Consider the following 23,127-nt stretch of genomic DNA (forward strand, 5'->3'; position numbering starts at 1 on the left):
ACGCCGTGACCTGCGTGCAAATCGTGCAGCTCCGCCATGTGTCGGCGGTGCGGACGACCTGACGCAGGTCACGAAGTGCTCGGGCTCTGACAGCGATGACTGTCACCCGGCTCACATATAGAGGTTGGAGAAACATAACACGGGCTCTCAGCGCAATCTCAGGAGAGTCGGATACCTCACTCAACCCTTGACAACGCCATTTCTCATAATCTTTATCTGACCAGCGTCCGGCCCCGAAATCGCTGGTGAGACGATCAGGCGATGGTGTATCTACGCTCGTCCAGACCGGTCGCGCCATCGGGCGCGGGGGACTGATACCGCTCGACCTGTGGGCGCCCCTGTTTGTCGATCGCACGGCACGTGACCGTGTGGTCGCCTTTGTCCGCTTGCCACACGAACTTCCACTGACGCCAGGTGTCGACGCTGTACTCGGTCGCCAGTTCCGCGAGCTGCCACGGCCCGTCGTCGATCCGGACCTCGACGCGCTCGACGCCGATGTGCTGCGCCCACGCCGTTCCGGCGATGACGACCTCACCCGCAGGATGTGAGGTACCCCGGGCCGGGCGGTCGATCCGTGAGGCCAGCTTGATGGGTCCGAGCGCGGACCATCCGCGATCGGTCCAGTACGCCCTGGCCTCGGAGAACCTGGTGATCTCCCAGTCGACCACCCACTTGGTCGCCGACACGTACCCGTACAGACCGGGAACCACCTGACGGACCGGATACCCGTGTTCGATGGGTAGCGGCCCGCCGTTCATACCGACCGCCAGCAGGGCGTCGCGACCATCGGTGATGTCCGAAATCGGTGTGCCACAGGTCCATCCGTCGACACTGGTGGAGAGCAGCATGTCCGCTCCGGGCCGCACTCCGGCGAGATCGAGGACCATCTGCATCGGCACGCCGAGCCATCGCGCGTTGCCGATCAGGTCTCCCCCGACGTCGTTGGACACGCACGCGAGTGTCACGAGCCGTTCGGTCATCGGCATCGCCAGCAGGTCGTCCCAGGCGAGCGTCACCTCCCTGTCGACTTCGCCGTGTATCCGCAGTCGCCATTCGACGGTGGTGAGCGTCGGCACCTGGAGCGCGGTGTCGATGCGGTAGAAGTCGTCGTTGCCGGTGATGAAAGACGTTGCGCCGGAGAGGTCGATCTCGGTACCCGGCGGGATCGGCGGTGCCGGGTCGACGGGCTTCGGCAGCAGGATCCGCGCACGGTCGGCCAGCGTGCTCGCGGTGTCGGCGAGCATGCGACGGCCGATGACGCCGATCGCGACGGCCGCCACGGCAACGCCACCCGCCGCGAGGACGAACCGGCGCGAGATCGGTTGGTGGACGCGATCTTCCGCATCACCATCCTCGACCGGCGGCGGCTCGTCGTCGAGCTGTGCCAGCAGCAGCCTCAGTACGACGATGCCCACGACCCCGGCGAGGACCGACGGCAGCGCATACGTCCACGTAGCGCCCGGCCGGTTCACCGCCGCCAGCACTCCGACGGCAGCGAAGACCGCGATGATCGCGGAACCGAGCGGTGGACGCCGCCGCTCGAGGTACCCGCAGGCGCCGGCGATCACGGCGATGATGATGCCCATCCCGACGAAGAGGGCGACCTTGTCGGCGATGCCGAAGGTCTGGATGGCCCATTCCCGGACCGCCTCGGGCGAGTGGTCGACCACCGACGAGCCGACCGCGAAGTACGGGGACGCGTCCGGCGACACCGGGACCGCGGCGATCTCCCCGGCCGCCAGTCCGGCACCCACCGCGACGATCCCCGCCAGCCACGGGGCCGCGGTGTGCGCACGAGGGGTCGACGAGAAGGTCACACTTCTTGATACCGGAGTTCGGGCACGTGGCGGCGGGTCGCGGCCGAAGGCCCGCCGTTCATCCGACGATCAATCGGCTGACCTGCTGATTCGGTGCGAACACTAAGGTGTCCCGATGAATGGACGCCAAGACTAGAACAGGTTCTAGTTAGTCCGCTAATCTGGCCGCATGGCTACCAGTACCGAGATCCCGGAGACCGTCGCCCTCGAATCGGTGACCGAATTCTCCGACGAGGTCGACGTCGTCGTGATCGGATTCGGCATCGCGGGCGGATGCGCCGCGGCAGAGGCCGCCGCGAACGGGGCGCGCGTCCTGCTCATCGAACGTGCCGCCGCGGCCGGCGGCACCACCTCACTGTCGGGAGGCTTCTTCTATCTCGGTGGCGGCACCGCCGTCCAGAAGGCGACGGGTCAGGACGACTCGCCCGAGGAGATGGAGAAGTACCTGACCGCGGTGTCCATCGACCCCGAGGCCGACAAGATCCACGCGTACTGCGTCGACAGCGTCGACCACTTCAACTGGCTCGAGGGGCTGGGCTTCACCTTCGAGCGCAGCTTCTACCCGGAGAAAGCCGTCATCCAACCGGGCACCGAAGGCCTGATGTACACCGGCAACGAGAAGGTCTGGCCGTTCAAGGACCAGGCCGTCCCCGCCCCGCGCGGTCACAAGGTGCCGGTTCCCGGCGAGACCGGTGGCGCCTCGCTGGTCATCGATTTGCTGGTCAAGCGTCTCGGCGAGCTCGGCGTCGAAGTACGGTATGAAACCGGCGCCCGGCAGCTCGTCGTCGACTCCGACGGAACGGTCGCCGGAGTGACCTGGAAGAGGCCCGGCGAGGAGGGCGTCATCCGCGCCACCTCGGTGATCATCGCCGCCGGCGGCTTCGTGATGAACCCCGAGATGGTCGCCGAGCACACGCCGCACCTCGCCGAGAAGCCGTTCGTCCTGGGCAACACCTACGACGACGGCCTCGGACTCCGCATGGGCCGCTCGGTCGGCGCCGAACTGAAGTACATGGACAAGGCGTTCATCACCGCCCCGATCTACCCGCCGGCCAGCATGGTCATGGGCGTCATCGTCAACAAGTTCGGCGAGCGATTCGTCACCGAGGACTCGTACCACGCCCGCACCTCGGGATTCATTCTGGAACAACCGGATTCGACGGCATACCTCATCGTCGACGAATCGCACATGAATCAGGAGCACAATTACCTGATCAAGTTCATCGACGGTTACGAATCCATCGCGGAGATGGAAGCCGCACTCGGCATCCCCGAGGGCAATCTGCAGCAAACGATGGCGCGGTACAACGAGAACGCCGCGAAGAAGGAGGATCCCGACTTCCACAAGGCGGCCGAGTTCCTCGAACCCCAGGACAAGGGCCCCTGGGCCGTCTACGACCTCTCACTGGGTAAGGCGGTGTACGCCGGTTTCACCATGGGCGGCATGGCGACCTCGCTCGACGGCGAGGTGCTCGACGAGTCGGGGTCGGTCATCAAGGGCCTGTACGCCGCGGGCGCGAGCGCCACCAACATCGCGCAAGACTGCAAGGGGTATTGCAGCGGAACTCAATTGGGCGAGGGATCGTACTTCGGTCGCCGCGCCGGTCGTCACGCCGCGGCGAAGGTGACCTCGCGTGTGAGCTGAAGTACCCACTCACTGAAGACCGCCCCTGAGAGACACCCTGTGGAGCGGGGCCGACGACACTATGTCGCCGGCGCCTCTCTGGAGAGTTGCTCTCAGGGGCGGTTCTCAGTTGGGCGTGTTTTCCGGGGCGGTTCTCAGCGGGTCGGGGAGAACCGGCGCAACCGCAGGCTGTTTCCCACGACGAACACCGAGGAGAGTGCCATCGCAGCCCCGGCGATCATCGGATTCAGCATTCCGGCGGCCGCCAACGGGATCGCGGCGACGTTGTAACCGAAGGCCCAGAACAGGTTTCCCTTGATCGTGCCGAGGGTTCGACGCGCCAGTCTGATGGCGTCGGCGACCACGCGTAGGTCACCGCTCACAACCGTGAGGTCGCTGGCCGCCATCGCAACGTCGGTGCCGGTGCCCATGGCGAGACCGAGGTCCGCCTGCGCCAGTGCCGCGGCGTCGTTGATGCCGTCGCCGACCATCGCCACCACGCGGCCCTGCTCCTGGAGTTCGGCGATCACCTCGAGCTTACGCTGCGGGCTGACACCCGCGGTCACGTCGTCGATCCCGACCTCGTCGGCCACTGCGCGGGCCGCACCCTCGTTGTCGCCGGTGAGCAGCTTCGGCGTGAGACCCAGGCGCCGGAACTCGGCGATGGCCTCTGCCGACGACTCCTTGATCCGGTCGGCCACCGCGATCACGCCGACCGGAACCGGTTCGGACGCATCCTCTTTCGTATCCCCGACAAGCACGACGACCGCTGTCGCGCCACCCGACTCGGCGGTCGACACCGCGGCCGCGAGGTCGGCGGGTATCTGTACGGTCACCTTGCTGGGCGAGAGGACCCGGACTCGCCTGTCTCCCACGGTGCCGGCAACACCGGCACCTTGCGTGGACACGAAGTCCCGGGCCTTCTCCGACACGTGCTCACGCCCCGCTTCGACGACGGCGCGTCCGATCGGATGCTCCGACCCGGCCTCCACTGCCGCCGCCCACGCGAGGACCTGCGACTCGTCCCTACCGGCGGCCGCGGTCACCGTCGACACCGACATGTCGCCGGTGGTGACGGTGCCGGTCTTGTCCAGCACGATGGTGTCGACGCGCCGGGTCGACTCCAGCACCTCGGGCCCCTTCAGCAGGATGCCCAGCTGTGCGCCGCGGCCCGTGCCGACCATCAGAGCGGTCGGAGTGGCGAGCCCGAGCGCACACGGGCAGGCGATGATGAGGACCGCCACCGCCGCGGTGAAGGCGAAGGTCACGTCACCACCTGCGAAGTCGTCCAACGACGCCGCACCCAGCCAGAAGCCCAGCGTGGCAACGGAGATCGCGATCACCGCGGGCACGAACACCGAGGAGATGCGGTCGGCCAGACGCTGCGCGTCGGCCTTGCCCTCCTGCGCGGCGGCGACCATGCGTGCCATCTGCGAGAGCGCGGTGTCGGAACCCACCGCGGTCGCCCGGACGACGAGCAGTCCGCTGGTGTTGACGGTGGCGCCGATGACCGCATCACCCGCGGTCACCTCGACCGGGATCGATTCCCCGGACACCATCGACGCGTCGATTGCCGAAGCACCCTCGATCACGACGCCGTCGGTCGCGATCTTCTCTCCCGGCCGCACGACGAACTCGTCGCCGACGACCAACTGGCCGATGGGAATTCGGGTCTCGACGCCGCTCTCTGAATCCTGGGCCCGCTCGCTTCGCTCCCGGCGCCCGCGGACCACGACATCCTTGGCCCCGAGGTCCATGAGTGCACGTAGTGCATCACCGGCGCGCCGCTTGGATCGCTTCTCGAAGTAGCGACCCGCCAGCAGGAAGGTCGTGACGCCCGCGGCCGCCTCGAGGTAGATGTGCGATGCCCCATCGGTTCGTTGGGGCAGCAGGTCGAATCCGTGGGTGAGGCCGGGCGTACCGGCCGTGCCGAGGAAGAGGGCGTACAGCGACCAGCCGAACGCGGCGAGCGTGCCGACCGACACGAGCGTGTCCATCGTGGTCGCGCCGTGCCGCAGGTTGATCCAGGCCGCGCGGTGGAACGGGTAGGCGCCCCACACGACCACCGGCGCGGCCAGCGTCAGGGACAGCCACTGCCAGTAGGTGAACTGCCAGGCCGGGATCATCGCCAGCGCGATCACCGGGACCGACAGCACCGCCGACACGATCAGCCGCTGCCGAAGCGCGTCGAGTTCCGGATCTGCGGTCGGTGCGGTGTCGGTCGTGTCCGCTTCCGACCCGGTCGGCGGGTCGGGCAGGATCGGCGCGGCGTCGTAACCGGCGGCCCGGACCACCTCGATGAGGTCGTCGGCGGCGAGACCGGTGGGGACCTCGACGTGGGCGCGTTCGGTCGCGTAGTTCACCGAGGCGGTCACGCCGTCGAGTTTGTTGAGTTTTCGCTCGATGCGGTTCGCACACGACGCGCAGGTCATGCCGGAGATGTCGAGGTCGACCAGTTGCAGGCCAGGACTCGCGGACATCAGTGGTCGCCTCCATTCGTCATGTCGTCGTGATCGGTGTCGGTGTGTGTCGTGTCGCCTCGTGGGCTGGAGTCGGGAACGGTCGTCTCTACGACGCCGTGCGAGGGTGCGTCGTGGGTGACCGGCTCGGGTTGCGGTCCCCATGCCCGGCCGACGCCGAAGGCGATCGCGAAAGCGGCGATCAGCGCGACGACGTAGGCCAGAGGACCCGTGGGGATGCTCATGTCAGACCAGTGAATACCCGGCTTCGGCGACCGCTCCGGCGATCTCCTCGCGCGGGATCTCACGATCGGCGACGACGCGCACGGCTCCGTTCTCGAGGGTGACGTCGACGCTGGTCACGCCGGCGATCTCCTCGATCTCCTCGCGGACGGAGGCGACGCAGTGGCCGCAGGTCATGCCGGTGACGGTGTAGTTGCTGGTGGTGCTCATCCGTACTCCTCTGGTTGAAGTCTCGTGGGTGTGGCCGGTCGTCGACGTCAGGACTTCACGAGCCGCGCGATCGCGGCCATGGCCTCGTCGACCTTCTCCTTGCCGGCCGCGTCGCTCTCCTGCGCGGCGCGCACGACGCAGTGGGCCATGTGCTCCTCGAGCAGACCCAGGCTGACCGCCTGCAGTGCCTTGGTCATGGCCGACACCTGGGTGAGGATGTCGATGCAGTACGAGTCCTCTTCGACCATTCGCTGCAGCCCACGTGCCTGACCCTCGATGCGGCGGAGTCGCTTGAGGTAGTCGTCCTTGCGGCCGATGTAGCCGTGCTGGTGCTCGTCCATGTCGCTCCTGTTGTGACGGGTACCCCTCAGGGGTATGCCTCACCAGGTATACCAGCGTTCAACCGTCGACGGTACCCCCCTACCGTATGTGATCTCGATCGGCGGCCGTCGAGCGCGAGCGCAACGCGTAACCCCGGCACGGGGCGCGTCGGGGTTCGGGGATCGCGGGAGCTACGGCCGCAATGCGGCGGCGAGGCGCGCCAGAGCTACGGCGACGTCGTCGAGGGCCGCGCTGATCTCGGCGCGACGTGCGGCTTCGGCTGCGGAAACCGGCTCCGAGGAATGGTCGGCAACCTCTGCCTGCGCATCCGGGACAACCCCGGGCGGGACAGCTGCGCCCGCCGGAGAAGCGGCCTGCGGCACCACCGGGCCGGGTTGCGCCGGGCCGAGTGCCGCAGGGTTGGGTGCTGCCGGGTTGGGTGCTGCGGCGTTCGGTGCCGGAGCGTTCGGTGCCGCCGGGCCGGAAACGTCTCGGCCCGGCGCGACGGACCGGTGGCGTCGGCCGTGGTAGTCCTCGGCGGCGATCGGTTCGGCGTTCGTCGACCGGCGGCCGCCGCGGTATCCCGACTCAGGCGTGGGTTCGGGCTCGGCCCTGTGGGCCGACTCGGGAGCAGGTGCCCCGGCCGGGGGAAGCGGTGCGGGCGGCTGATGCGAGTCCGGCAACCGGTGCGACCCCATCCGCTGCGGATGCGGGGCCGGCGGCTGCGACCCCGTCCGGTCGGGACCGGGAGCAGGGCGTTGATGATGACCGGTTCCGGCACCGGACATCACCGACGGGGCGTGCCCGTTCGAATGCGCATAGAAATGGGGTCCGCCGTGGCCGACGAAGAAGACGCAGCCGACGCCTTCCGGCGATGGGACCGGGCACGGGTTGCGTTCGATGAGGGACTGGGCGCGATCGTCGAAGTCGTTCCACTCGAGCCAGAGGCGGCGGTCGTGCCGCGGGTGGGTGCTCGCATCGGTCGCGTGGTTCCCGCGATGGCCGATCGCGAGACGGCACTGCAACAACCAATCGGAGTCACCCGACAGTCCCAGCGCCGCCCGTTCGGTCGGCCGGCACACCACCGTCGACCAACAGCCTTCGCCGTTCATACGGACTCCCCTTCATACCTGCAGTACTTCACGTCTACGCGCGCCATCCAGCCATGCCACGCCGGTCTTCGCAGTGGTTCTCGAGTGTTCGTGCCGACCTCGGCTCGCCCCCCGGCAAGCGCCACGGCGTCCCCGGCGGCCGCGGTGCTGTGAAGATCCCGGGCGTCAGTCTACGAAGGAGGCCGGTCCGGTGCCACCCTGTTCGCCCCCGCGCGTCCCGGCGACAAACATCACGATCCGGCGATTCACCTCCTCCGGGCGATCGAGGTGGAGGAAGTGTCCGGCGTCCGCGATGACCGCGGCGGCACTGCCGTCGGGCAACACGCCCCGCACGTGGTCGGTGAATCTCGACTGCATGCAGCCGTCGTCGGCGCCGTGCAGATACAGCGTGCGGCAACGGGGTTCACCCAACCAGGCGTCGCGGAGGTCGGCGTACCGCGGATCGGTCCGGGGTCGGAGCATCGCGCGGTAGTAGCCCAGGGCGGCAGCGCGATGTGCGCGTGTCGGCAGGGCGGCCAGGGCACGGTCGACGTCGAGGTCGTAATTCGGCCGCGGGGTTCCGGGGCGTCGGATCCGCCAGCGTCGCCACAGCAGGGGGATCAGCCAGTCGAGACTCCGCTCGGGCAGCCACGGCAATTGGTTGAACCCGATGTACCAGCTCATCGTCGCCTGTCGTGCCAGGAGTCGGACCGCTCCCGGCCCCTCGGCGACCGCGCGCCGGATGGCGGGTATCGGCGGAACAGACATCGCGACCACCGCCGAGTACGGGTTGTCCGAACGGTGCGACAGGGCGTTGACCGTCAACGAACCCCAGTCGTGCCCGATGAGTACCGCGTCGGGACCGGCGCCCACCGCACGGTGGATCTCGCGGGCGTCGTAGGCGAGGGCCGCGACATGAAAGTCCTTGTCCCGCGGGATGTCCGACGGAGCGTACCCACGGGTGAACGGTGCGACGACGCGATATCCGGCGGCGACGAGTTCGGGCGCGAGGAGACGCCACGTCCACGCCGAATCGGGAAAGCCGTGCAGACACACCGCAACCGGGCCGTCGACCGGGCCCCACACCAGCGCGTGGAGGGTGATGTGTCCGAGGTCGATGGTCTCGTGTCGCGGGGTATCGGAGTGGTCGTGGGGTTCGGCGTCGTGCGCGTCTGGTGAGCTGTGGGTCATCGGCGCCAATGTATCGCTCGTATCCGACGACCGCATCTACTTGCGTGTTCGGGTGCGCGGCGCGCGCCTGGTGTTCAGACCGCGATGCCGGCGAATCCCGACTCGCGGATCTCCCCGTCGACGAGGCGGAAGGTGTGGGATTCCCCGACCTCGGCCGTGAGTGGGCAGTCCGTTCGGACGTGAGCGCCACGCGACTCGGTCCGGGCGGTCGCGGCTGCGACGACGGCGGACGCGGTCAGCGTGAGTGCCGCGTCCTCGACCTCGCGCACCGTTGCGGGGATTCGCCGAGGCGCACTCGCGATCGTCGCCGCCGCGGCTGCCAGTCCGTCGGCGGACCGGCGGAGAGCCACCCGGCGCGACATCGTGTCCTGGAGCAGGTCGCGGTCGAGGATCGGCGCCGGTCCCGGCGTCGTGACGGGAACCGGGCGCGTCGGCCGCAGGTGACGTCGTCCAACGGCGACCGCTGCGGCACGGCGTCCCATGACGAGCCCTTCGAGCAGGCTGTTCGACGCCAGCCGGTTGGCCCCGTGCAGGCCGGTCCGCGCGACCTCCCCGGCTGCCAGGAGACCGTCGACGGCGGTGCGCGCCTCGTCGTCGGTCACCACGCCACCGCAGAGGTAGTGGGCGCCCGGCACGACGGGGATGCGGTTGTCGGCAGGGTCGATACCGGCCGCCCGGATTCCGGCGCTCACCGTCGGGAATCGCCGCTCGAAGTCGGGCAACCCACTGATGTCGAGGTAGACGCACGGATGCCCGGTCAGCTCGATGGCGGTCTCCACGGCGTTCGCGACCACATCGCGTGGTGCGAGGTCGCCCATGGGGTGCACGCCGTCGGTCACCGACCGTCCGTGCACGTCGACGAGTCGACCGCCCTCCCCTCGCACGGCCTCGCTGATGAGCGTCCGGCGCCCGCGGGCGCCCGGCGTGTAGAGCATCGTCGGGTGGAACTGGATGAACTCGAGGTCGGCGACGTGCGCACCCGCCCGCAGCGCCAGCGCGATGCCGTCGCAGGTGGCACCGGACGGGTTGGTCGTCGCCGCGTAGAGATGCCCCGCACCGCCCGTGGCGAGCAGGACGGTCGGCGCGTCGACCACACCCCATCGAGCGTTCCGCAGATACGAGACCCCCGCGACCCGGCCGTCGTCGACCCGGATCCCGGTCACGATGGCGTCGTCGAGAAAGCGGATGCACCGCCCGGGGCCGGCTTCCCGCTGCGCGACGGCGTTGTGGAGCGCTCGCTGGATCGCGGCGCCCGTGGCATCGCCGCCGGCGTGGATGATCCGTCGCACCGAATGGCCGCCTTCACGCGTGCGCAGGAGCTCGCCGTCCGCATCGCGATCGAAGTCGGCGCCCCACGCGATCAGCGCGGACACCGACGACCATCCGTCGGCCAGGATCGGGCGCGACGCCACGGGGTCGGTGAGGCCGCCGCCCGCGGCGAGCGTGTCGGCGAGGTGCAGATCGATCGAGTCGACGTCGTCCGGACCGGTCGAGCGGACATCGGGCATGACCACCGCGACGCCGCCCTGGGCGTAGAACGTCGAGGTCGGCTGCTCCCCACGGTCGGGACGCCAGCTCGGGCCCTTGTTGACCACGACGACCGAGAGTCCGCTCTGCGCAGCGCAGAGTGCGGCGGTCAGGCCCGCGATACCGGCCCCCACCACGACGAGATCGGCACGGTCCGCGTCACCCGCGTCCGCCCCCGGTCCGTATGTGGACGTACTCATGTCATCCGCCTTTCGCCGGTCGTACTGTCTCAACTCCGGCGGGATGTTTTCGATTCCCAGTCGAAAACCCTACCCCGCAGCTCCCGGCGGCGAAATGTTTGATCGCGCCTGATCGCGGCAACCCCGACCACCATGAAAACCCTCTGGTTCGACCCGGCGAACGACTCCGATCACGCCGGGCTCCCCGACGTGCGTCCCGAGACCACCCCGTTCGGGACCGTCGACACCTATGACCAGATCGTCGTCGGCGGGGGCATCACCGGCCTGACCACGGGACTTCTGCTGGCGCGGGCCGGACAGAAGGTCGCCGTCCTCGAAGCCCGCCACATCGGCGCCGCCGCGACCGGCCACACCACCGGCAAGCTGTCGCTGCTGCAGGGCACGCGGTTGTCGTCGATCTCGAGTCGGCACGGGAAGCCCGCAGTGCAGGACTACGTCGACGCGAACCTCGAGGGCCAGGCCTGGCTCCGGCACTACCTCACCCACCGGGGTCTGCAGGTCGACGAGCGTGCGGCGCTGACCTTCGCCGCCACCGCGTCGGGTGCGAAGACCGTGGAGAAGGAGTTCGAGGCCTGCCGGGCGCACGACATCCCGGTCGAACACGTCGACGTTCCGGAACTCCCGTTCGACGTCAAGACGGCCATCCGTCTCGACGGGCAAGCGCAGATCGACCCGATGGTGGTGCTGCGCGCCCTCGCCGACGACCTGCGCGGGCACGGCGGCCACCTGTACGAGGGCGTCCGCGTGCAGGGCTTGCGCCACGGCACGCCGCACACCCTCACCACCGATGCCGGCGACGTCCGAGCCGAATCGGTCGTGATCGCGACCGGTGTTCCGTTCCTCGATCGCGCCGGGTTCTTCGCGCGGGTGCATCCGCAGCGCTCGTACGCGGCGGCGTTCACCGTCGACGAGGAGATCCCGCGCGAGATGTATCTCGGCGCCGACAATCCGTCGGTCTCGCTGCGGACCGCGACCCGGCCGGGCTACGACGGCGAGCTGCTGATGGTCGGCGGCTTCGGACACGAGGTGGGCCGCACGAAATCCGAACGGCAGCATGCCCTGGACATGATCGCGTGGACCGAGAAGCATTTCCCCACCGCCCGCATGGTGGCGCGATGGTCGGCGCAGGATTACACGACGATCGACGAATTGCCCTACGTCGGACCACTTCTCCCCGGCATGGAGAGCGTTCAGGTCGCCACCGGGTTCGCCAAGTGGGGGCTCACCAACGGCGTCGCGGCGGCGTTGTCGATGACCGGGCGCATCCTCGGTTCGGAACCCCACTGGTCCAAGACCGTTCGCCCCTGGCGCTCCTCCGAGATCACCAAGCCCGGATCACTGGCGTCGGCAGCATCGGCCAACGCGCAGGTGGCGGCCTACATGGTGGGCGGCTACCTCGGCCTGCTGAAACCGGCGAACTCCTCACCCGCCGAGGGCGACGGCAGCGTCGGGCATTCCGGGGCCTCACCGAAGGGCGTGTGCACCGTGGCGGGCCAGACGCAGTCCGTCGCACCGCTGTGCACCCATCTGTACGGCGTGCTGCGCTGGAACGACGCCGAGCAGTCCTGGGACTGTCCGCTGCACGGCTCTCGGTTCAGTCATTCTGGCGAGGTACTCGAAGGTCCTGCGACTCGAAAGCTGTTCTCGCAGGACTCCTCCGACAGCTGATCCGCAGCACGTCACCGCGCGCCGAGAATCCGCTGGAACGCCGGTCCGGTCACCGTCGCGACGGGGCGTTGCAGAGCGCCGGCCAGCAGTCGGACGCCCAGGTCGAGGACCCGTGCGTCGATCCCGACGAGGATTCGGTCGCGGTCGCCCAGCACCCCCGCGAGGATCGCGGTCGCCGCGGCGTCGGGGTGGGCACCTGGCAGTCGCCGGTCGAATCCCTTGGTGACGTACTCTCGCACCGCCGGGTCCACGTACCGGGCCCGCCGGGCGATCGCAGTGTGCACGACCCCCGGGCACACGATATGGATACGGGCTCGGGAGTCGTTCGCGCGCAACTGTTTCTGCATGCTCTCCGAGAACCCGCGAGCAGCGAACTTCGACGCCGAGTACGCGGACTGCGCGGGGGACCCCATCAACCCGAATGCGCTCGAGGTGTTCACGATTCGTCCACCAACGGCATCGACATACGGGAGAAACGCTCGCGTACCGTTCACCACGCCACCGAAGTTGACGGCCATGATCCGCCGTGCGTAGTCGTCGTCCTCGTCGAGGACCGACGCGACCATGGTAATGCCGGCGTTGTTGAACACCAGCGCGGGTGCACCGTGCCGTCGCGTCACCTCGTCGGCGTAGGCGGTGACAGCCGCGGCGTCGGCGACATCCACCTCGGTGGCGTCCGGTTCCACCCCATGGCGTGCCACCGATCTCGCGGTCTCGGCGAGGGCCCGCATGTCCACGTCACTGATCAGCACCGGAATCCCCGCCGCGGCCACCCTGTTCGCCAGCGATCGACCCATGCCCGAGCCGGCGCCGGTGATGACGGCGCTCCGCCCCGCACACAACCGGCGGAGGCGTTCGTCGGTGACTCGCGGATGCCACACGTGGCCCAGATTCAGGGAGATCTTCACCGTTTCGGACTACCCGCGCGGTCACGTCCTACACCTTCGCGCCGCGTTTGCCACGCGACCGGACGGGTATCCCTTCCACCCATGGGCCGGACGGCCCGCGTAGCAGCGAAGGGAGTTGGGGCGAGTGTCGGACGCGGTCGTGGTCGGCGCCGGACACAACGGGCTCATCTCCGCCATCAGGCTGGCCGACGCCGGCTGGGACGTCACGGTCCTCGAAGCCGCCCCCGAGGTCGGCGGCGCGATCAAGAGTGCCGAGCTGACCCCCGGTTATGTCACCGATCTGTTCAGCGCTTTCTATCCTCTTGCGGTCGCCTCCCCCGTGTTCACCGACCTCGCACTCGACGAACACGGCCTGAAGTGGAGCCGGGCACCGCTGGCGTTCGGCCACCCGGCCGGCCCCGAGGACGACGACGCCCCGGTCATCCACCCCGACGCCGCCGACACCGCAGCCCACCTTGCCACCTTCGACCGCCGCGACGGCCAGGCCTGGCTCGATCTGGTCGGTCAATGGGAGACGCTCCGACCCGCCATCCTCAACACCCTCTTCGGGCCGTTTCCGCCGGTTCGCGCGGTCCTGTCCCTCCTGCGCTCGATCGGCACCGCGGAAGCACTGCGTCTCGCGCGGTTCCTGGTGCTCCCGGCCGACCAGATGGTGCGAGAGCTCTTCCGCAGCGAGAAGGCCGGATTACTCATCCTGGGCAACGCATTGCATGCCGACATCCCCCTTCAAGCACCGGGGAGCGGCGTGATGGGATACCTGCTGACCATGTTGGGTCAGGACACCGGATACCCGGTTCCAGTCGGTGGGGCGAGCGCCCTCTCGGCCGCACTCCGGCGTCGCGCAGAGAGTGCTGGTGCACAGATACATTGCGGCAGCCGAGTCTCCTGGATCGATGTCCGGGGCGGCCGGGCGGTCGGCGTCGTCGACCGCGGCGGACGGCGGTGGAAGGCCGATCGGGCCGTCCTCGCCGACGTCTCGGCATCTGCGCTCTACACAGAACTGCTCTCGCCAGCCGACGTGCCAGCGCGGGTGCTCGACGACCTCCAGCGGTTCGTCTGGGACACCCCGGTCGTGAAGGTGAACTATGCGATCGACGGGAAGATCCCCTGGCGCAGCTCGAATCTGACCGGAGCGGGGACCGTGCATCTCGGGGCGGACGCACGCAACATCGCCTACTCCACCGCCGACATCGAGACCGGCAACATCCCGGAACACCCGTTCCTGCTGTTCGGTCAGATGACGACGGCTGACGCGGGGAGGTCGCCTACCGGCACCGAGAGCGCGTGGTCTTACAGCCATCTCCCCCGTGGCGTCACCGACGACGAGGCCGCTCGACTCCTCGCCGCTCGAATGGACGAGGTCCTCGAGGAACACGCTCCGGGTGTCTCGGACATGATGGTCGGCCGCCACGTGCAGACCCCACACGACCTGCAGACCGCCAACGCGAACCTCGTTCACGGGACGGTGAACGGCGGTACGGCACAACTGTTCCAGCAGTTGGTCTTCCGGCCGACGCCGAACCTCGGTGGCGCCACGACCCCCGTGGACCGCCTATACCTCGCGGGGTCAGCCGCACATCCCGGAGGCGGAGTCCACGGCGCCTGCGGCAGCAACGCCGCCCGCGCCGCCCTCGCCTCTGACGGCCTGCGCGGGCTACCACGACGGACGTTGAGCCGCACCATCAGCAGACACCTCACCAAGTCCCGAGACAAAGACTGAACGGAGAACATTCCATGAATCGCGTCGAACGCCACACATCCGCAACTCCCGCACAGGTCTGGTCGGTGCTGTCCAACGGTTGGCTCTACGCCTCCTGGGTGGTCGGCGCATCACGCATCCGCGACGTCGATGCCAACTGGCCTCAGGCCGGGTCGAGGATCCACCACTCGGTGGGTGTCTGGCCGGCGCTGCTCAACGACGAGACCACGTCGTGCGAATCCAAGGCCGGGCTGCTGGAGCTCTCCGCCGCCGGCTGGCCCTTCGGTCGCGCCCGCATCCGGATGACGATCGAGAAGGACGGCAACGGCTCGATCATCGGTATGGAAGAGTTCGTCGAGACCGCACCACTGAAATGGATTCCGCCGGTTGTGCAGCAGACGGTCATGTCTCCCCGGCTGAACGAGTGTCTGACCCGTCTGGCAATGCTCGCCGAGCGCCAACCCAGCTGACCTCCCCCGCCGTTCGCGGGTAACCGTCTACATGGCGTCTGCGCCCTTCGATATCAGGAAGGGCGGCACACGACCTTGATGGTGTCCAGATCGTCGTCTGCGGCATCGGGCAGGTTCATCCCTGCGTTCTTGCCGGTCCGCAGGTACTCGACCACCGCATCGTTCAGCACCTCGCCCGGGACCACCACCGGGATGCCGGGGGGATACGGCGTGATCTGTTCGGCGGCAACATGTCCCGGCGCGTCGTCGAGTGGTACCCGCTCGGTGTCTCCGAAGAACGCATCCCGCGGGAGCATCCTTGTCTCCAGCTGCAGCTCCTCCGGAGTCGGTTGGTGGATCGCCGGAGGGTGATCGAAAGATCCTGCGGCGGAAGCGAGGTCGCTCAGCGCGGTGAGCAACCGATCCGCGGTGTCCTCGTCGTCCGCGTGTGAGATGGTGGCGAGGATACGGCGGTGGTCACTCATTCCGACGTCGACGCAGTGGTGCGCTCGGAGCCAGTCCGCACACTGATAGCCGCTGGCCCCGAGATCTCGGACGTCGATGAGGACCTGCATCTCGTCGAGATCGTGACTGGCCTCCTCGTGGAGCAGTTCGTCGTGCATCACGATCAGACCCTCCATCTCGTCGACGCTCCGTCGTATGTGTCGGGCCAACTCCAATCCACCACCGAAGATTTCGCGACCCGATTCGACCATGTTCCGGCGCCAACCGTCGAGCGCGGCGTAAATCGGGACACTCGGGCTCGTGGTCATGAGCAGGTCTGCACACTGGGACAGCCGGGAGCGGTCGATCAGGTCCCCCTGTACGTGGAACACCGACCCCTGTTCGAATCCCGCGCCCATCTTGTGAACGCTGACGACGCACAGGTCGGCTCCGGCATACATTGCCCACGTAGGCAGCTCGTCGTGGAACGGCAGGTGCGCACCCCACGCCTCGTCGACGATCAAGGGCTTGCCGTACTCGTGACACACGTCGGCGATCGCCCGGATGTCCGCGCAGGTGCCGTACGGCGTCGGACTGACGATGAGGAGGCCGGCCGCCTGCGGATCCGTCTCCCACGCCTTGCGTACCTCCTCGGGCGACGGCGGATGCGTCAGGTGGAGATTCTCGTCCCAGCGCGGGCGCACCCACCGTGGACGAAGGCCGGAGAAGATCAACCCGGCGACGATCGACTTGTGCGCGTCCCGGGTGATGAGCAGTTCACCGCCTTCACCGCCGGCCACCGCCATCATCGCTGCCTTCACCGACAACGAACTGCCGCAGGTGGAGAAGAATGCCAGTTCGGCTCCGACGGCATCCGCCATCAGCTCTTCGGCGTCGGACAAGTAGGCGTTGGACATCCGCCTGTCGTCGAGGCCGCCGGACGCGAGGACATCCGATTCGAACGCGGCCGCTCCGATCGTGGTACGGGTGCGCTCGTCGACGCCTCTCCCCTGCCGGTGGCCGGGCGGCGTGTAGCCGTATCGGTTGTTGCGACGGTACTTGTCGAGCGCTTCCAGGAGCGGAGCTCGAGATTGATCCAGAGACGGCATGTCGGACTCCGATCAGTTTGTGGCAGCACGATGCTGCGGGTCAGTGGGATTCGCTCATCTCGCCGCCCTGCGACGACTGCGCTGCGCGGCGTCGCAGGCGTTCTCGATAACCGTACGTCGCCCGGAGCACGTCGTCGTGGCTGTCGGCGCTGGACCCCAGCGCGCCGGCGAAGATCCCCATCGAGGTCGCCAGCCAGGCGAGGTTGAGGTAATTGTTCAGTCCTGCTTGAAATCCGAGCTGTGAGGACAGGAAGGTCTCGTCGATGACGGTCATCGCGGCGACGAGGACCGCGAGGAACAGGCCGACGTAGAGAACCACCGCGCTGAAGACGACGGTGCAGACCGTGGCCGTGTTGTAGAGGCGGGCGCGGGGCCGGTAGGTGTCGGTGGTCCGCTCCCAGAGGCGGTTGTTGACGATCAGCCAGAGTGTCGCCAGCACCATCGACAATACGGAGATGGCGGCCAGGCGCCACGGACTGAGCGCGTTGGCCATCGACCAGATGGTGGAGAAGAAGACACCGAACGACGCCGCCGCGGCCGCCGCTGCTGTCATACCCGTGAGCATCGGGATCAGACGCCACGGCCGGTTGCCGCGGACCATCCCCGCCGTCAGCAGCGCTCGCGAGACAAGACCCTGGGCCACAACGTATTCCGTCTCGCCGTCCCGTTCGACCACCAGTCCGCGAGACAGTTCGAACGGCTCGGTCGAGGAATCCTTGAGCACGGACACGACCATCGTGATCAGTTTTCCCAGCCGTCGGCGGGGCGAGGGCCCCAGCGCCGGCAGCGAGATCACCGCGGCGCCGCGTTCCCGGTCGAGTTCGGCCAGCACGACGCTGTCCCGGGCACGGGTGTCACCACCGAGCCCACTGAACAGACGGGGCATCTCCGTCACGAAGACCACGACCTCGTCCGGAATCCGGTCGGATCCCCAGACGGTCTCGAGATCACCGCGCGGGGTCATCTGAAGTGTTGTGTCACGGGTGACCGTGACCCCGCGGTAGTCCATACCGAACCGTTCGGCTATGCCGCGAATCCGGTCTTCCCCGTTGGTGATCAGCGTCTCCGGCAACCCGTGCTCGGCCACCATGCGCAGACTCGGGATACTCCTGCCCTCCTGGCGCTCGACGGTTGTGGAATCCACCGACGGCCTCCTCGGCGCTGGTCAGTCCGGCGGCTCGGGGTCGCCGGACGCAGGTGCCTCGAGATCGTCCTCGTCGTCGGATGTGGATGTCGGTTCAGCCGACGTCGGCTTCTCATCGGGTTCGTCGACGTGTTCCGCCTCGAGTTCGTCGACCTTGCGGCGCGCGTCGTCGGGTGTCTGGTCCGGTGTGCCGGTCTCGGCCGGCTCCATCGGAAGCTCTTCGGACATGTAGGGCCTTCACCACCAATCCTTTTCGGGTATCCGTCAGATGTCCGGTTTCCCGGTACGGACGTGTTCCAAACGCCGCCCCACGCCCCACGCGCTGGACTCGAAGTGTGGGACCCCGGTGACGCGGGTATGCGACTGACATGTCAGACGAACCACGCGAGTCAATGGACCCAGCACCGGAGGGGACACCCGACCTCGAGGCCGGTGGCGGCGTCGCGCCCGGCGACACCCCTCCCGATACCCCTCAGACGTCAGGCCTTTCGCACGAACAACCCGATCGGACCAAACGCTTCCCGGCCGGCGGGGTCGGCGCATTGCTGGGCGTCGGGCTGCTGGTGATCGCGATGGTGGTGATCATCATCGGGCTCATCACGATGGTTTTCTGAGGTCCGATCGGCCCGTCGGCGATCGGGAAGGATCGTCGAGGACCTGGCGTCGTGCCGAATTCCGTTGCGCCAGGGCACCATCTGTGTCGCGCCCACCCCCTCATGAGTGAAGGGAAGTTCGACGTGTCGCGGCGCATCGGTGCGTTGCTCGACCGGCGCGAGTTCCGTTGACGTCATGCGCGGCCGCCTCCTCGAGGTTGGTGCGGATTGTTCCGCGTACGGATTCCCAGCAACGAGTACATCAAACATCCGGCCCGGCCGCCGGTTGAGCGGACCGGGCCGAGACGAGTCGTCGGGTCAGAGCGTGGCCGTGTCGATGACGAACCGGTAGCGCACGTCCGAGGCGACCACCCGGTCGTACGCCTCGTTGATCCGGTCGGCGGAGATCACCTCGATCTCGGCACCGATACCGTGCTCGGCGCAGAAGTCGAGCATCTCCTGGGTCTGGGCGATCCCACCGATCATCGAACCGGAGAAGCTTCGGCGCTTGCCGATCAGCGCGCCCGCCGGGACCTCGATCGGATGTTCGGGCAGACCGAGTTCGACGAGCGTGCCGTCGAGCGCGAGCATGCCGAGGTATTTCCCGATGTCGAGGTTGGCCGACACGGTGTTGAGGATGAGGTCGAACCGCCCCCGCAACTCGCGGAAGGTCTGCGGATCACTCGTCGCGTAGTAGTGGTCGGCGCCCAGGCGCAGCCCGTCCTCCATCTTCTTCAGCGACTGCGACAGGACCGTCACCTCCGCGCCGAGTGCGTGCGCGATCTTGACGCCGACGTGTCCGAGACCGCCGAGCCCGATGACGGCCACCTTCTTGCCGGGACCCGCCTCCCAGTGTCGCAGCGGCGAATACAGGGTGATCCCGGCGCACAGCAGCGGAGCCGCCACGTCGAGCGCGATGCCCTCCGGGATGCGGCAGACATAGTTCTCGTCGACGACGATGGATGTGCTGTATCCACCGTGGGTGCGTTGCCCGTCACGGCCGGTCGCGTTGTAGGTTCCGGTGTTTCCCCGCTCGCAGTACTGCTCCTCACCGAGGCGGCACGGCTCGCATTCACGACAGGAGTCGACGAAGCAGCCGACGCCGACGCGATCGCCGACGGCGTAGCGGGTGACGCCTGCACCGACGGCCGAGACCGTACCGGCGATCTCGTGCCCCGGCACCACCGGGAACTTGGTGCCGTTCCACTCGTTTCGCGCCGTGTGGATGTCGGAGTGGCAGATGCCGGCGTAGGCGATGGCGATCGCGACGTCGTTCGGCCCGAGGTCGCGTCGCTCGATCGTGGTCGGTTCGAGCGGGCGATCCGCTGCCGTGGCTATGTACGCGTTGACCGTCGTGGGCATACGGGGATCTCCTAGGGGGTGGGGTGCTAGAGGGTGTCGACACTGTTCGCGGTCGAAGGACCGATGCGCGAGGGCGCATGGGTCGGCACGGAACAAGTCTGCCGTCGTCCGTGCGTCTCCGCCACCTCGGCACGTCGGAGCCCGACGCAGCCCGTGGAGACACTGGATCGGACATCGATGATCGTTACAATGGCCGACGGTGACTATCAACAGCTCGGCCGACGACGGCCGGCGCACGCAGTTGCACCCGGTGTCGCCCATCGCCGAGGTCACGCGATTCGGGACGACCACTGCGCACGCGGCTGCGGGCCTCGGACGCTTCGTCCTCCACACGGCAGGCGACGCGCTGCGCGGTCGCGCACCCAGTGCTGCGCGCGCCGCGCATGAACTACGCGCCACCTTCGAACATCTCGGCCCGACGTATGTGAAGCTCGGGCAGCTCATCGCCTCCAGTCCCGGCGTCTTCTCCGACGCCCTCTCCTCGGAATTCGAGTCGCTGCTCGACCGCGTGAAGCCGGCCGATCCCGACGCGATGCGCGCACAGTTCGTCGCCGAACTCGGCCGCCCGCCCGAAGAGGTGTTCGCACAGTTCGATCCGGTGCCGATCGCCTCGGCGTCTATCGCCCAGGTCCACACCGCGACCCTGCACAGCGGCGACGAGGTGGTCGTCAAGATCCAGCGACCCGGGATCGCCGACCGCCTGGCCCCCGACGTCGCGATCCTCGAGAGGGTCGCCGGTCTCGTCGAGATCTCCGAGTACGGCCGGATGCTCAGTGCACGCCACGTCGTCGAGGACTTCGCGGCCGGTCTGGACGCCGAACTCGATTTTCGGATCGAGGCCGACACCATGCGCGAGTGGTTCGAATGCCTACAGCCGGGCCCCTTCGGCGACCGCGTCCGTGTGCCGCGCGTCTACGACGAGTTCACGACGCCGCGCGTGCTGACGATGGAGCGCATCCACGCCGTCCGGATCGACGACGCCGCGGCGGTCCGGGCGGCCGGGCACGACGGCGTCGCGCTGTGCCGCAACCTCTTGTTGTCGCTGCTCGACTCGGCATTCCACGGCGGTCTCTTCCACGGCGACCTGCACGCCGGGAACGTCCTCGTCGATGACGCCGGGAAGATCGTGCTGCTCGACTTCGGCATCGTCGGGCGGTTCACGCCCCGCACCCGTCGCATCCTCCGCCAGCTCGTCGTCGACCTGGTGGTCCGCGCGGACTACGAATCCGCGGGTCGAGCGATCTTCTTGCTCGGCGCCGTGCACAAGCCCGGGTCGACCACCAAGGGCGCCGAGGACATCAAGAAGGTGACGACCCCGTTGTCGACGACCGATCTGGGCTCGATGTCCTACACCGACCTGGGCCGACAGCTCGCCGCGGTGGCCAAGGCCCACGACGCCCGACTCCCCCGCGAGCTGGTTCTGGTCGGCAAACAGCTGCTGTACGTCGAGAAGTACACGAAGCTCCTGGCCCCGAGGTGGAAAGCGATGTCCGACAAAGAGATTTACGGGTACATGGCCGGCATCCTGAAGGAGGCCGAACGCGATCGGCGCGCCGACCGGACCCGCACGAACTGATGCACGATCGCGAATCCCGGCATGTCGGGCCTACTGACGCGTACGGAACGCGAGACGCCCGCTAGGGTGATACCGATTACGCTGCTGATTCACAGGAGTCACACATGAGACGTTTCGTGCCGGCACTGCTGGCCTTTTTCGGTGCCGCGTTCCTCGCGGTCGCCCTTGCCATCCCGCTGTACCTGGTGCCGACGCTGAAGGTGGTGCCCCTCGACCTCGACATCACCTCGGATGCCACGACCGTCGCCGCCGACGGGTCCACCGGTGACCGCTTCCCGGCGGTGATCTTCGACCGTTGCTCGGTGTCGGAGGATCGTGCCCGCACATTCGAGGCGCATCTCACCCAGCAACGCCGCTCGGTGATCGTCGAGCCTTCGGACAGCCGCCAGGCGACTCTGCAGTCCGCGCAGACCGTCCTGATCGACCGCCTGCGCGACGCCGACGGTCAGGAGACCGAGCCCACCGTCGCCGCTGCCGGCGAGACCCGTACCTGTAAGGACGGCCTGCTCACCGCGAGCATCGACCGCGTGTCGGTGAACCGCAAGACGTCGGTCCCCAACGGTGCCGTGAGTTCGCTGCAGCTCGAGGCCGTGCCGCCGGGCGGCAACGTCAACGACGTCTCGGTCGCCCTGGACAACCGCAAGGGCTTCCAGTACAAGTTCGGGTTCGACGTCCAGCAGCGCGACTACCTCTACTACGACCTCAACACCCGCCAGGACTGCACCGCGAAGTTCCAGGACGAGGTCGAGATCAAGGGCATCAAGACCCTTCACTTCGCCTGCGACGTCCCGGAGAAGGACCTGTCGAGCCTGCCGAACGCCCAGGGCGAAGCCGCCCTCGGCACCATGCTGACGATGCCTGCCAAGTGGTGGGGCATCAGCGGTCAGGGCGTCCGCCCGAACGATCCGATCACGATGCACCGCCACGCTGCGGCGGTGCGCCACGTCTACGTCGAGCCGATCACCGGCACCATCGTCGACGGCCGTGAGGATCAGCACCAGTACTTCAAGTCGCCCGACCAGAGCGAGTCCAACCCCGAGGTCGTCCGCAACTTCCGCATGGACGCGCTGAAGGGCACCTTCAAGTGGGCCGACGGGATCGTCACCAAGCAGGCCGACACCGCCAGCGGATACGTGACGCAGCTGAAGCTCCTGGGCTTCTGGCTGCCGATCGTCCTCGGCGTGCTCGGCGTGATCATGCTGGCGCTTGCGGCCTTCATGTTCTTCCGCGGACGTCGCGACGACGCCGCCGTGGCCACCGCAGGCCCGGCTGCCACCGCGCCCGCCGCAGATGACCGCCGGACTTCCATGATCAAGCGGGACGGTCCGGCGGCCGGTACCGCATCGTCGGCCGGCAACCCGTGGGAGCGTCCGACCGAGCAGATCCCGAAGGTCGACGGCGGCGAACCGCCCGCCGACGACTCGTCGACGCGCTCCTTCCGCAAGCAGCCGCCGCCCGAGTAGGGCCAGCTGCCAGAACGACCACCGCGGGT

20 protein-coding genes are annotated in these 23,127 nt (G+C 68.1%); 7 read left to right on the plus strand and 13 right to left on the minus strand.

All coding sequences use genetic code 11. The features are described from left to right. Nucleotides 1–254: 254 nt before the first annotated feature. Nucleotides 255–1,817, minus strand: a complete 1,563-nt coding sequence (locus PWF70_RS22390; protein WP_006358006.1) for a molybdopterin-dependent oxidoreductase — start codon at nt 1,815–1,817, stop codon at nt 255–257. A 169-nt stretch (nt 1,818–1,986) separates the two neighbouring features. Between PWF70_RS22390 and PWF70_RS22395 the strand changes: the two genes are divergently transcribed. Continuing rightward, nucleotides 1,987–3,462, plus strand: coding sequence for an FAD-binding protein (locus tag PWF70_RS22395; protein WP_006358007.1), 1,476 nt, complete (start codon nt 1,987–1,989; stop codon nt 3,460–3,462). Between the two features lie 134 nt (nt 3,463–3,596). Here the strand turns inward: PWF70_RS22395 and PWF70_RS22400 are convergent, their stop codons facing one another. From PWF70_RS22400 to nadB, 7 genes are all read right to left on the minus strand, one after another. Further along, nucleotides 3,597–5,921: a heavy metal translocating P-type ATPase gene (locus tag PWF70_RS22400; RefSeq protein ID WP_035753699.1), complete on the minus strand. Its 2,325-nt coding sequence runs from the start codon at nt 5,919–5,921 to the stop codon at nt 3,597–3,599. Beyond that, on the minus strand, nt 5,921–6,145 hold the full coding sequence (locus PWF70_RS22405; protein ID WP_035753697.1) for a hypothetical protein: 225 nt from the start codon (nt 6,143–6,145) through the stop codon (nt 5,921–5,923). The genes PWF70_RS22400 and PWF70_RS22405 overlap by 1 nt, the downstream gene beginning before the upstream one ends. A gap of 1 nt (nt 6,146) precedes the next feature. Next, nucleotides 6,147–6,353: a heavy-metal-associated domain-containing protein gene (locus PWF70_RS22410; protein ID WP_006358010.1), complete on the minus strand. Its 207-nt coding sequence runs from the start codon at nt 6,351–6,353 to the stop codon at nt 6,147–6,149. Nucleotides 6,354–6,400: 47 nt separating this feature from the next. Beyond that, nucleotides 6,401–6,694, minus strand: a complete 294-nt coding sequence (locus PWF70_RS22415; protein WP_006358011.1) for a metal-sensitive transcriptional regulator — start codon at nt 6,692–6,694, stop codon at nt 6,401–6,403. A 171-nt stretch (nt 6,695–6,865) separates the two neighbouring features. Further along, nucleotides 6,866–7,786 carry a hypothetical protein gene (locus tag PWF70_RS22420; RefSeq protein WP_035753696.1) on the minus strand — a complete coding sequence of 307 codons (921 nt, stop codon included), beginning with the start codon at nt 7,784–7,786 and terminating at the stop codon, nt 6,866–6,868. Nucleotides 7,787–7,951: 165 nt separating this feature from the next. After that, nucleotides 7,952–8,956 (minus strand): alpha/beta fold hydrolase, encoded by a 1,005-nt coding sequence (locus PWF70_RS22425; protein WP_035753695.1) that lies wholly within the window; start codon nt 8,954–8,956, stop codon nt 7,952–7,954. A 74-nt stretch (nt 8,957–9,030) separates the two neighbouring features. Continuing rightward, the gene (nadB, locus tag PWF70_RS22430; protein ID WP_006358014.1) at nt 9,031–10,683 is read right to left on the minus strand and encodes an L-aspartate oxidase; all 1,653 of its coding nucleotides are present in this window, start codon (nt 10,681–10,683) and stop codon (nt 9,031–9,033) included. 132 nt (nt 10,684–10,815) lie between these two features. On the opposite strand from nadB, the gene PWF70_RS22435 reads away from it, so the two are divergent. Beyond that, nucleotides 10,816–12,351: an FAD-dependent oxidoreductase gene (locus PWF70_RS22435; protein WP_006358015.1), complete on the plus strand. Its 1,536-nt coding sequence runs from the start codon at nt 10,816–10,818 to the stop codon at nt 12,349–12,351. 11 nt (nt 12,352–12,362) lie between these two features. Here the strand turns inward: PWF70_RS22435 and PWF70_RS22440 are convergent, their stop codons facing one another. Further along, nucleotides 12,363–13,259 carry an SDR family NAD(P)-dependent oxidoreductase gene (locus tag PWF70_RS22440; protein ID WP_051405965.1) on the minus strand — a complete coding sequence of 299 codons (897 nt, stop codon included), beginning with the start codon at nt 13,257–13,259 and terminating at the stop codon, nt 12,363–12,365. Between the two features lie 124 nt (nt 13,260–13,383). Between PWF70_RS22440 and PWF70_RS22445 the strand changes: the two genes are divergently transcribed. Then, the gene (locus PWF70_RS22445; protein WP_035753694.1) at nt 13,384–14,979 is read left to right on the plus strand and encodes a phytoene desaturase family protein; all 1,596 of its coding nucleotides are present in this window, start codon (nt 13,384–13,386) and stop codon (nt 14,977–14,979) included. Between the two features lie 14 nt (nt 14,980–14,993). Next, the gene (locus PWF70_RS22450) at nt 14,994–15,428 is read left to right on the plus strand and encodes an SRPBCC family protein (protein WP_006358018.1); all 435 of its coding nucleotides are present in this window, start codon (nt 14,994–14,996) and stop codon (nt 15,426–15,428) included. Between the two features lie 53 nt (nt 15,429–15,481). On the opposite strand, the gene PWF70_RS22455 is transcribed toward PWF70_RS22450, so the two are convergent. The 3 genes from PWF70_RS22455 to PWF70_RS22465 form a co-directional block, all read right to left on the minus strand. Continuing rightward, the gene (locus PWF70_RS22455; protein ID WP_035753828.1) at nt 15,482–16,951 is read right to left on the minus strand and encodes an aminotransferase class I/II-fold pyridoxal phosphate-dependent enzyme; all 1,470 of its coding nucleotides are present in this window, start codon (nt 16,949–16,951) and stop codon (nt 15,482–15,484) included. Between the two features lie 49 nt (nt 16,952–17,000). Then, entirely contained in the window at nt 17,001–18,050 is a 1,050-nt protein-coding gene (locus PWF70_RS22460) for a hypothetical protein (RefSeq protein WP_035753692.1), read from the minus strand. Nucleotides 18,051–18,125: 75 nt separating this feature from the next. After that, a complete protein-coding gene (locus PWF70_RS22465) occupies nt 18,126–18,332 on the minus strand; it encodes a hypothetical protein (RefSeq protein ID WP_006358022.1) in 207 nt (68 codons plus the stop codon). 140 nt (nt 18,333–18,472) lie between these two features. Between PWF70_RS22465 and PWF70_RS22470 the strand changes: the two genes are divergently transcribed. Next, entirely contained in the window at nt 18,473–18,718 is a 246-nt protein-coding gene (locus PWF70_RS22470) for a DUF6480 family protein (RefSeq protein ID WP_035753689.1), read from the plus strand. A 297-nt stretch (nt 18,719–19,015) separates the two neighbouring features. Here the strand turns inward: PWF70_RS22470 and PWF70_RS22475 are convergent, their stop codons facing one another. Continuing rightward, nucleotides 19,016–20,059, minus strand: a complete 1,044-nt coding sequence (locus PWF70_RS22475) for an NAD(P)-dependent alcohol dehydrogenase (protein ID WP_006358024.1) — start codon at nt 20,057–20,059, stop codon at nt 19,016–19,018. Between the two features lie 199 nt (nt 20,060–20,258). Between PWF70_RS22475 and PWF70_RS22480 the strand changes: the two genes are divergently transcribed. Together PWF70_RS22480 and pgfA are read left to right on the plus strand one after the other, a co-directional pair. After that, entirely contained in the window at nt 20,259–21,635 is a 1,377-nt protein-coding gene (locus PWF70_RS22480) for an ABC1 kinase family protein (protein ID WP_035753683.1), read from the plus strand. Between the two features lie 104 nt (nt 21,636–21,739). After that, nucleotides 21,740–23,098, plus strand: coding sequence for a cell envelope lipid trafficking protein PgfA (gene pgfA / locus PWF70_RS22485; RefSeq protein WP_035753681.1), 1,359 nt, complete (start codon nt 21,740–21,742; stop codon nt 23,096–23,098). The last annotated feature ends 29 nt before the right edge of the window (nt 23,099–23,127 follow it).

The sequence above is a fragment of the Gordonia sp. Swx-4 genome (genome assembly GCF_030316175.1).
GTDB classification, from domain to species: domain Bacteria; phylum Actinomycetota; class Actinomycetes; order Mycobacteriales; family Mycobacteriaceae; genus Gordonia; species Gordonia alkanivorans.

Bases quoted from the DNA above. Each gene is read 5' to 3' on its own strand.
- PWF70_RS22395 (WP_006358007.1), top strand. From the start codon at position 1,987: ATGGCTACCAGTACCGAGATCCCGGAGACCGTCGCCCTCGAATCGGTG.
- PWF70_RS22400 (WP_035753699.1), bottom strand. From the start codon at position 5,921: ATGTCCGCGAGTCCTGGCCTGCAACTGGTCGACCTCGACATCTCCGGC.
- PWF70_RS22405 (WP_035753697.1), bottom strand. From the start codon at position 6,145: ATGAGCATCCCCACGGGTCCTCTGGCCTACGTCGTCGCGCTGATCGCC.
- PWF70_RS22410 (WP_006358010.1), bottom strand. From the start codon at position 6,353: ATGAGCACCACCAGCAACTACACCGTCACCGGCATGACCTGCGGCCAC.
- PWF70_RS22415 (WP_006358011.1), bottom strand. From the start codon at position 6,694: ATGGACGAGCACCAGCACGGCTACATCGGCCGCAAGGACGACTACCTC.
- PWF70_RS22420 (WP_035753696.1), bottom strand. From the start codon at position 7,786: ATGAACGGCGAAGGCTGTTGGTCGACGGTGGTGTGCCGGCCGACCGAA.
- PWF70_RS22425 (WP_035753695.1), bottom strand. From the start codon at position 8,956: ATGACCCACAGCTCACCAGACGCGCACGACGCCGAACCCCACGACCAC.
- nadB (WP_006358014.1), bottom strand. From the start codon at position 10,683: ATGAGTACGTCCACATACGGACCGGGGGCGGACGCGGGTGACGCGGAC.
- PWF70_RS22435 (WP_006358015.1), top strand. From the start codon at position 10,816: ATGAAAACCCTCTGGTTCGACCCGGCGAACGACTCCGATCACGCCGGG.
- PWF70_RS22450 (WP_006358018.1), top strand. From the start codon at position 14,994: ATGAATCGCGTCGAACGCCACACATCCGCAACTCCCGCACAGGTCTGG.
- PWF70_RS22460 (WP_035753692.1), bottom strand. From the start codon at position 18,050: ATGGTGGCCGAGCACGGGTTGCCGGAGACGCTGATCACCAACGGGGAA.
- PWF70_RS22465 (WP_006358022.1), bottom strand. From the start codon at position 18,332: ATGTCCGAAGAGCTTCCGATGGAGCCGGCCGAGACCGGCACACCGGAC.
- PWF70_RS22470 (WP_035753689.1), top strand. From the start codon at position 18,473: ATGTCAGACGAACCACGCGAGTCAATGGACCCAGCACCGGAGGGGACA.
- PWF70_RS22475 (WP_006358024.1), bottom strand. From the start codon at position 20,059: ATGCCCACGACGGTCAACGCGTACATAGCCACGGCAGCGGATCGCCCG.
- pgfA (WP_035753681.1), top strand. From the start codon at position 21,740: ATGAGACGTTTCGTGCCGGCACTGCTGGCCTTTTTCGGTGCCGCGTTC.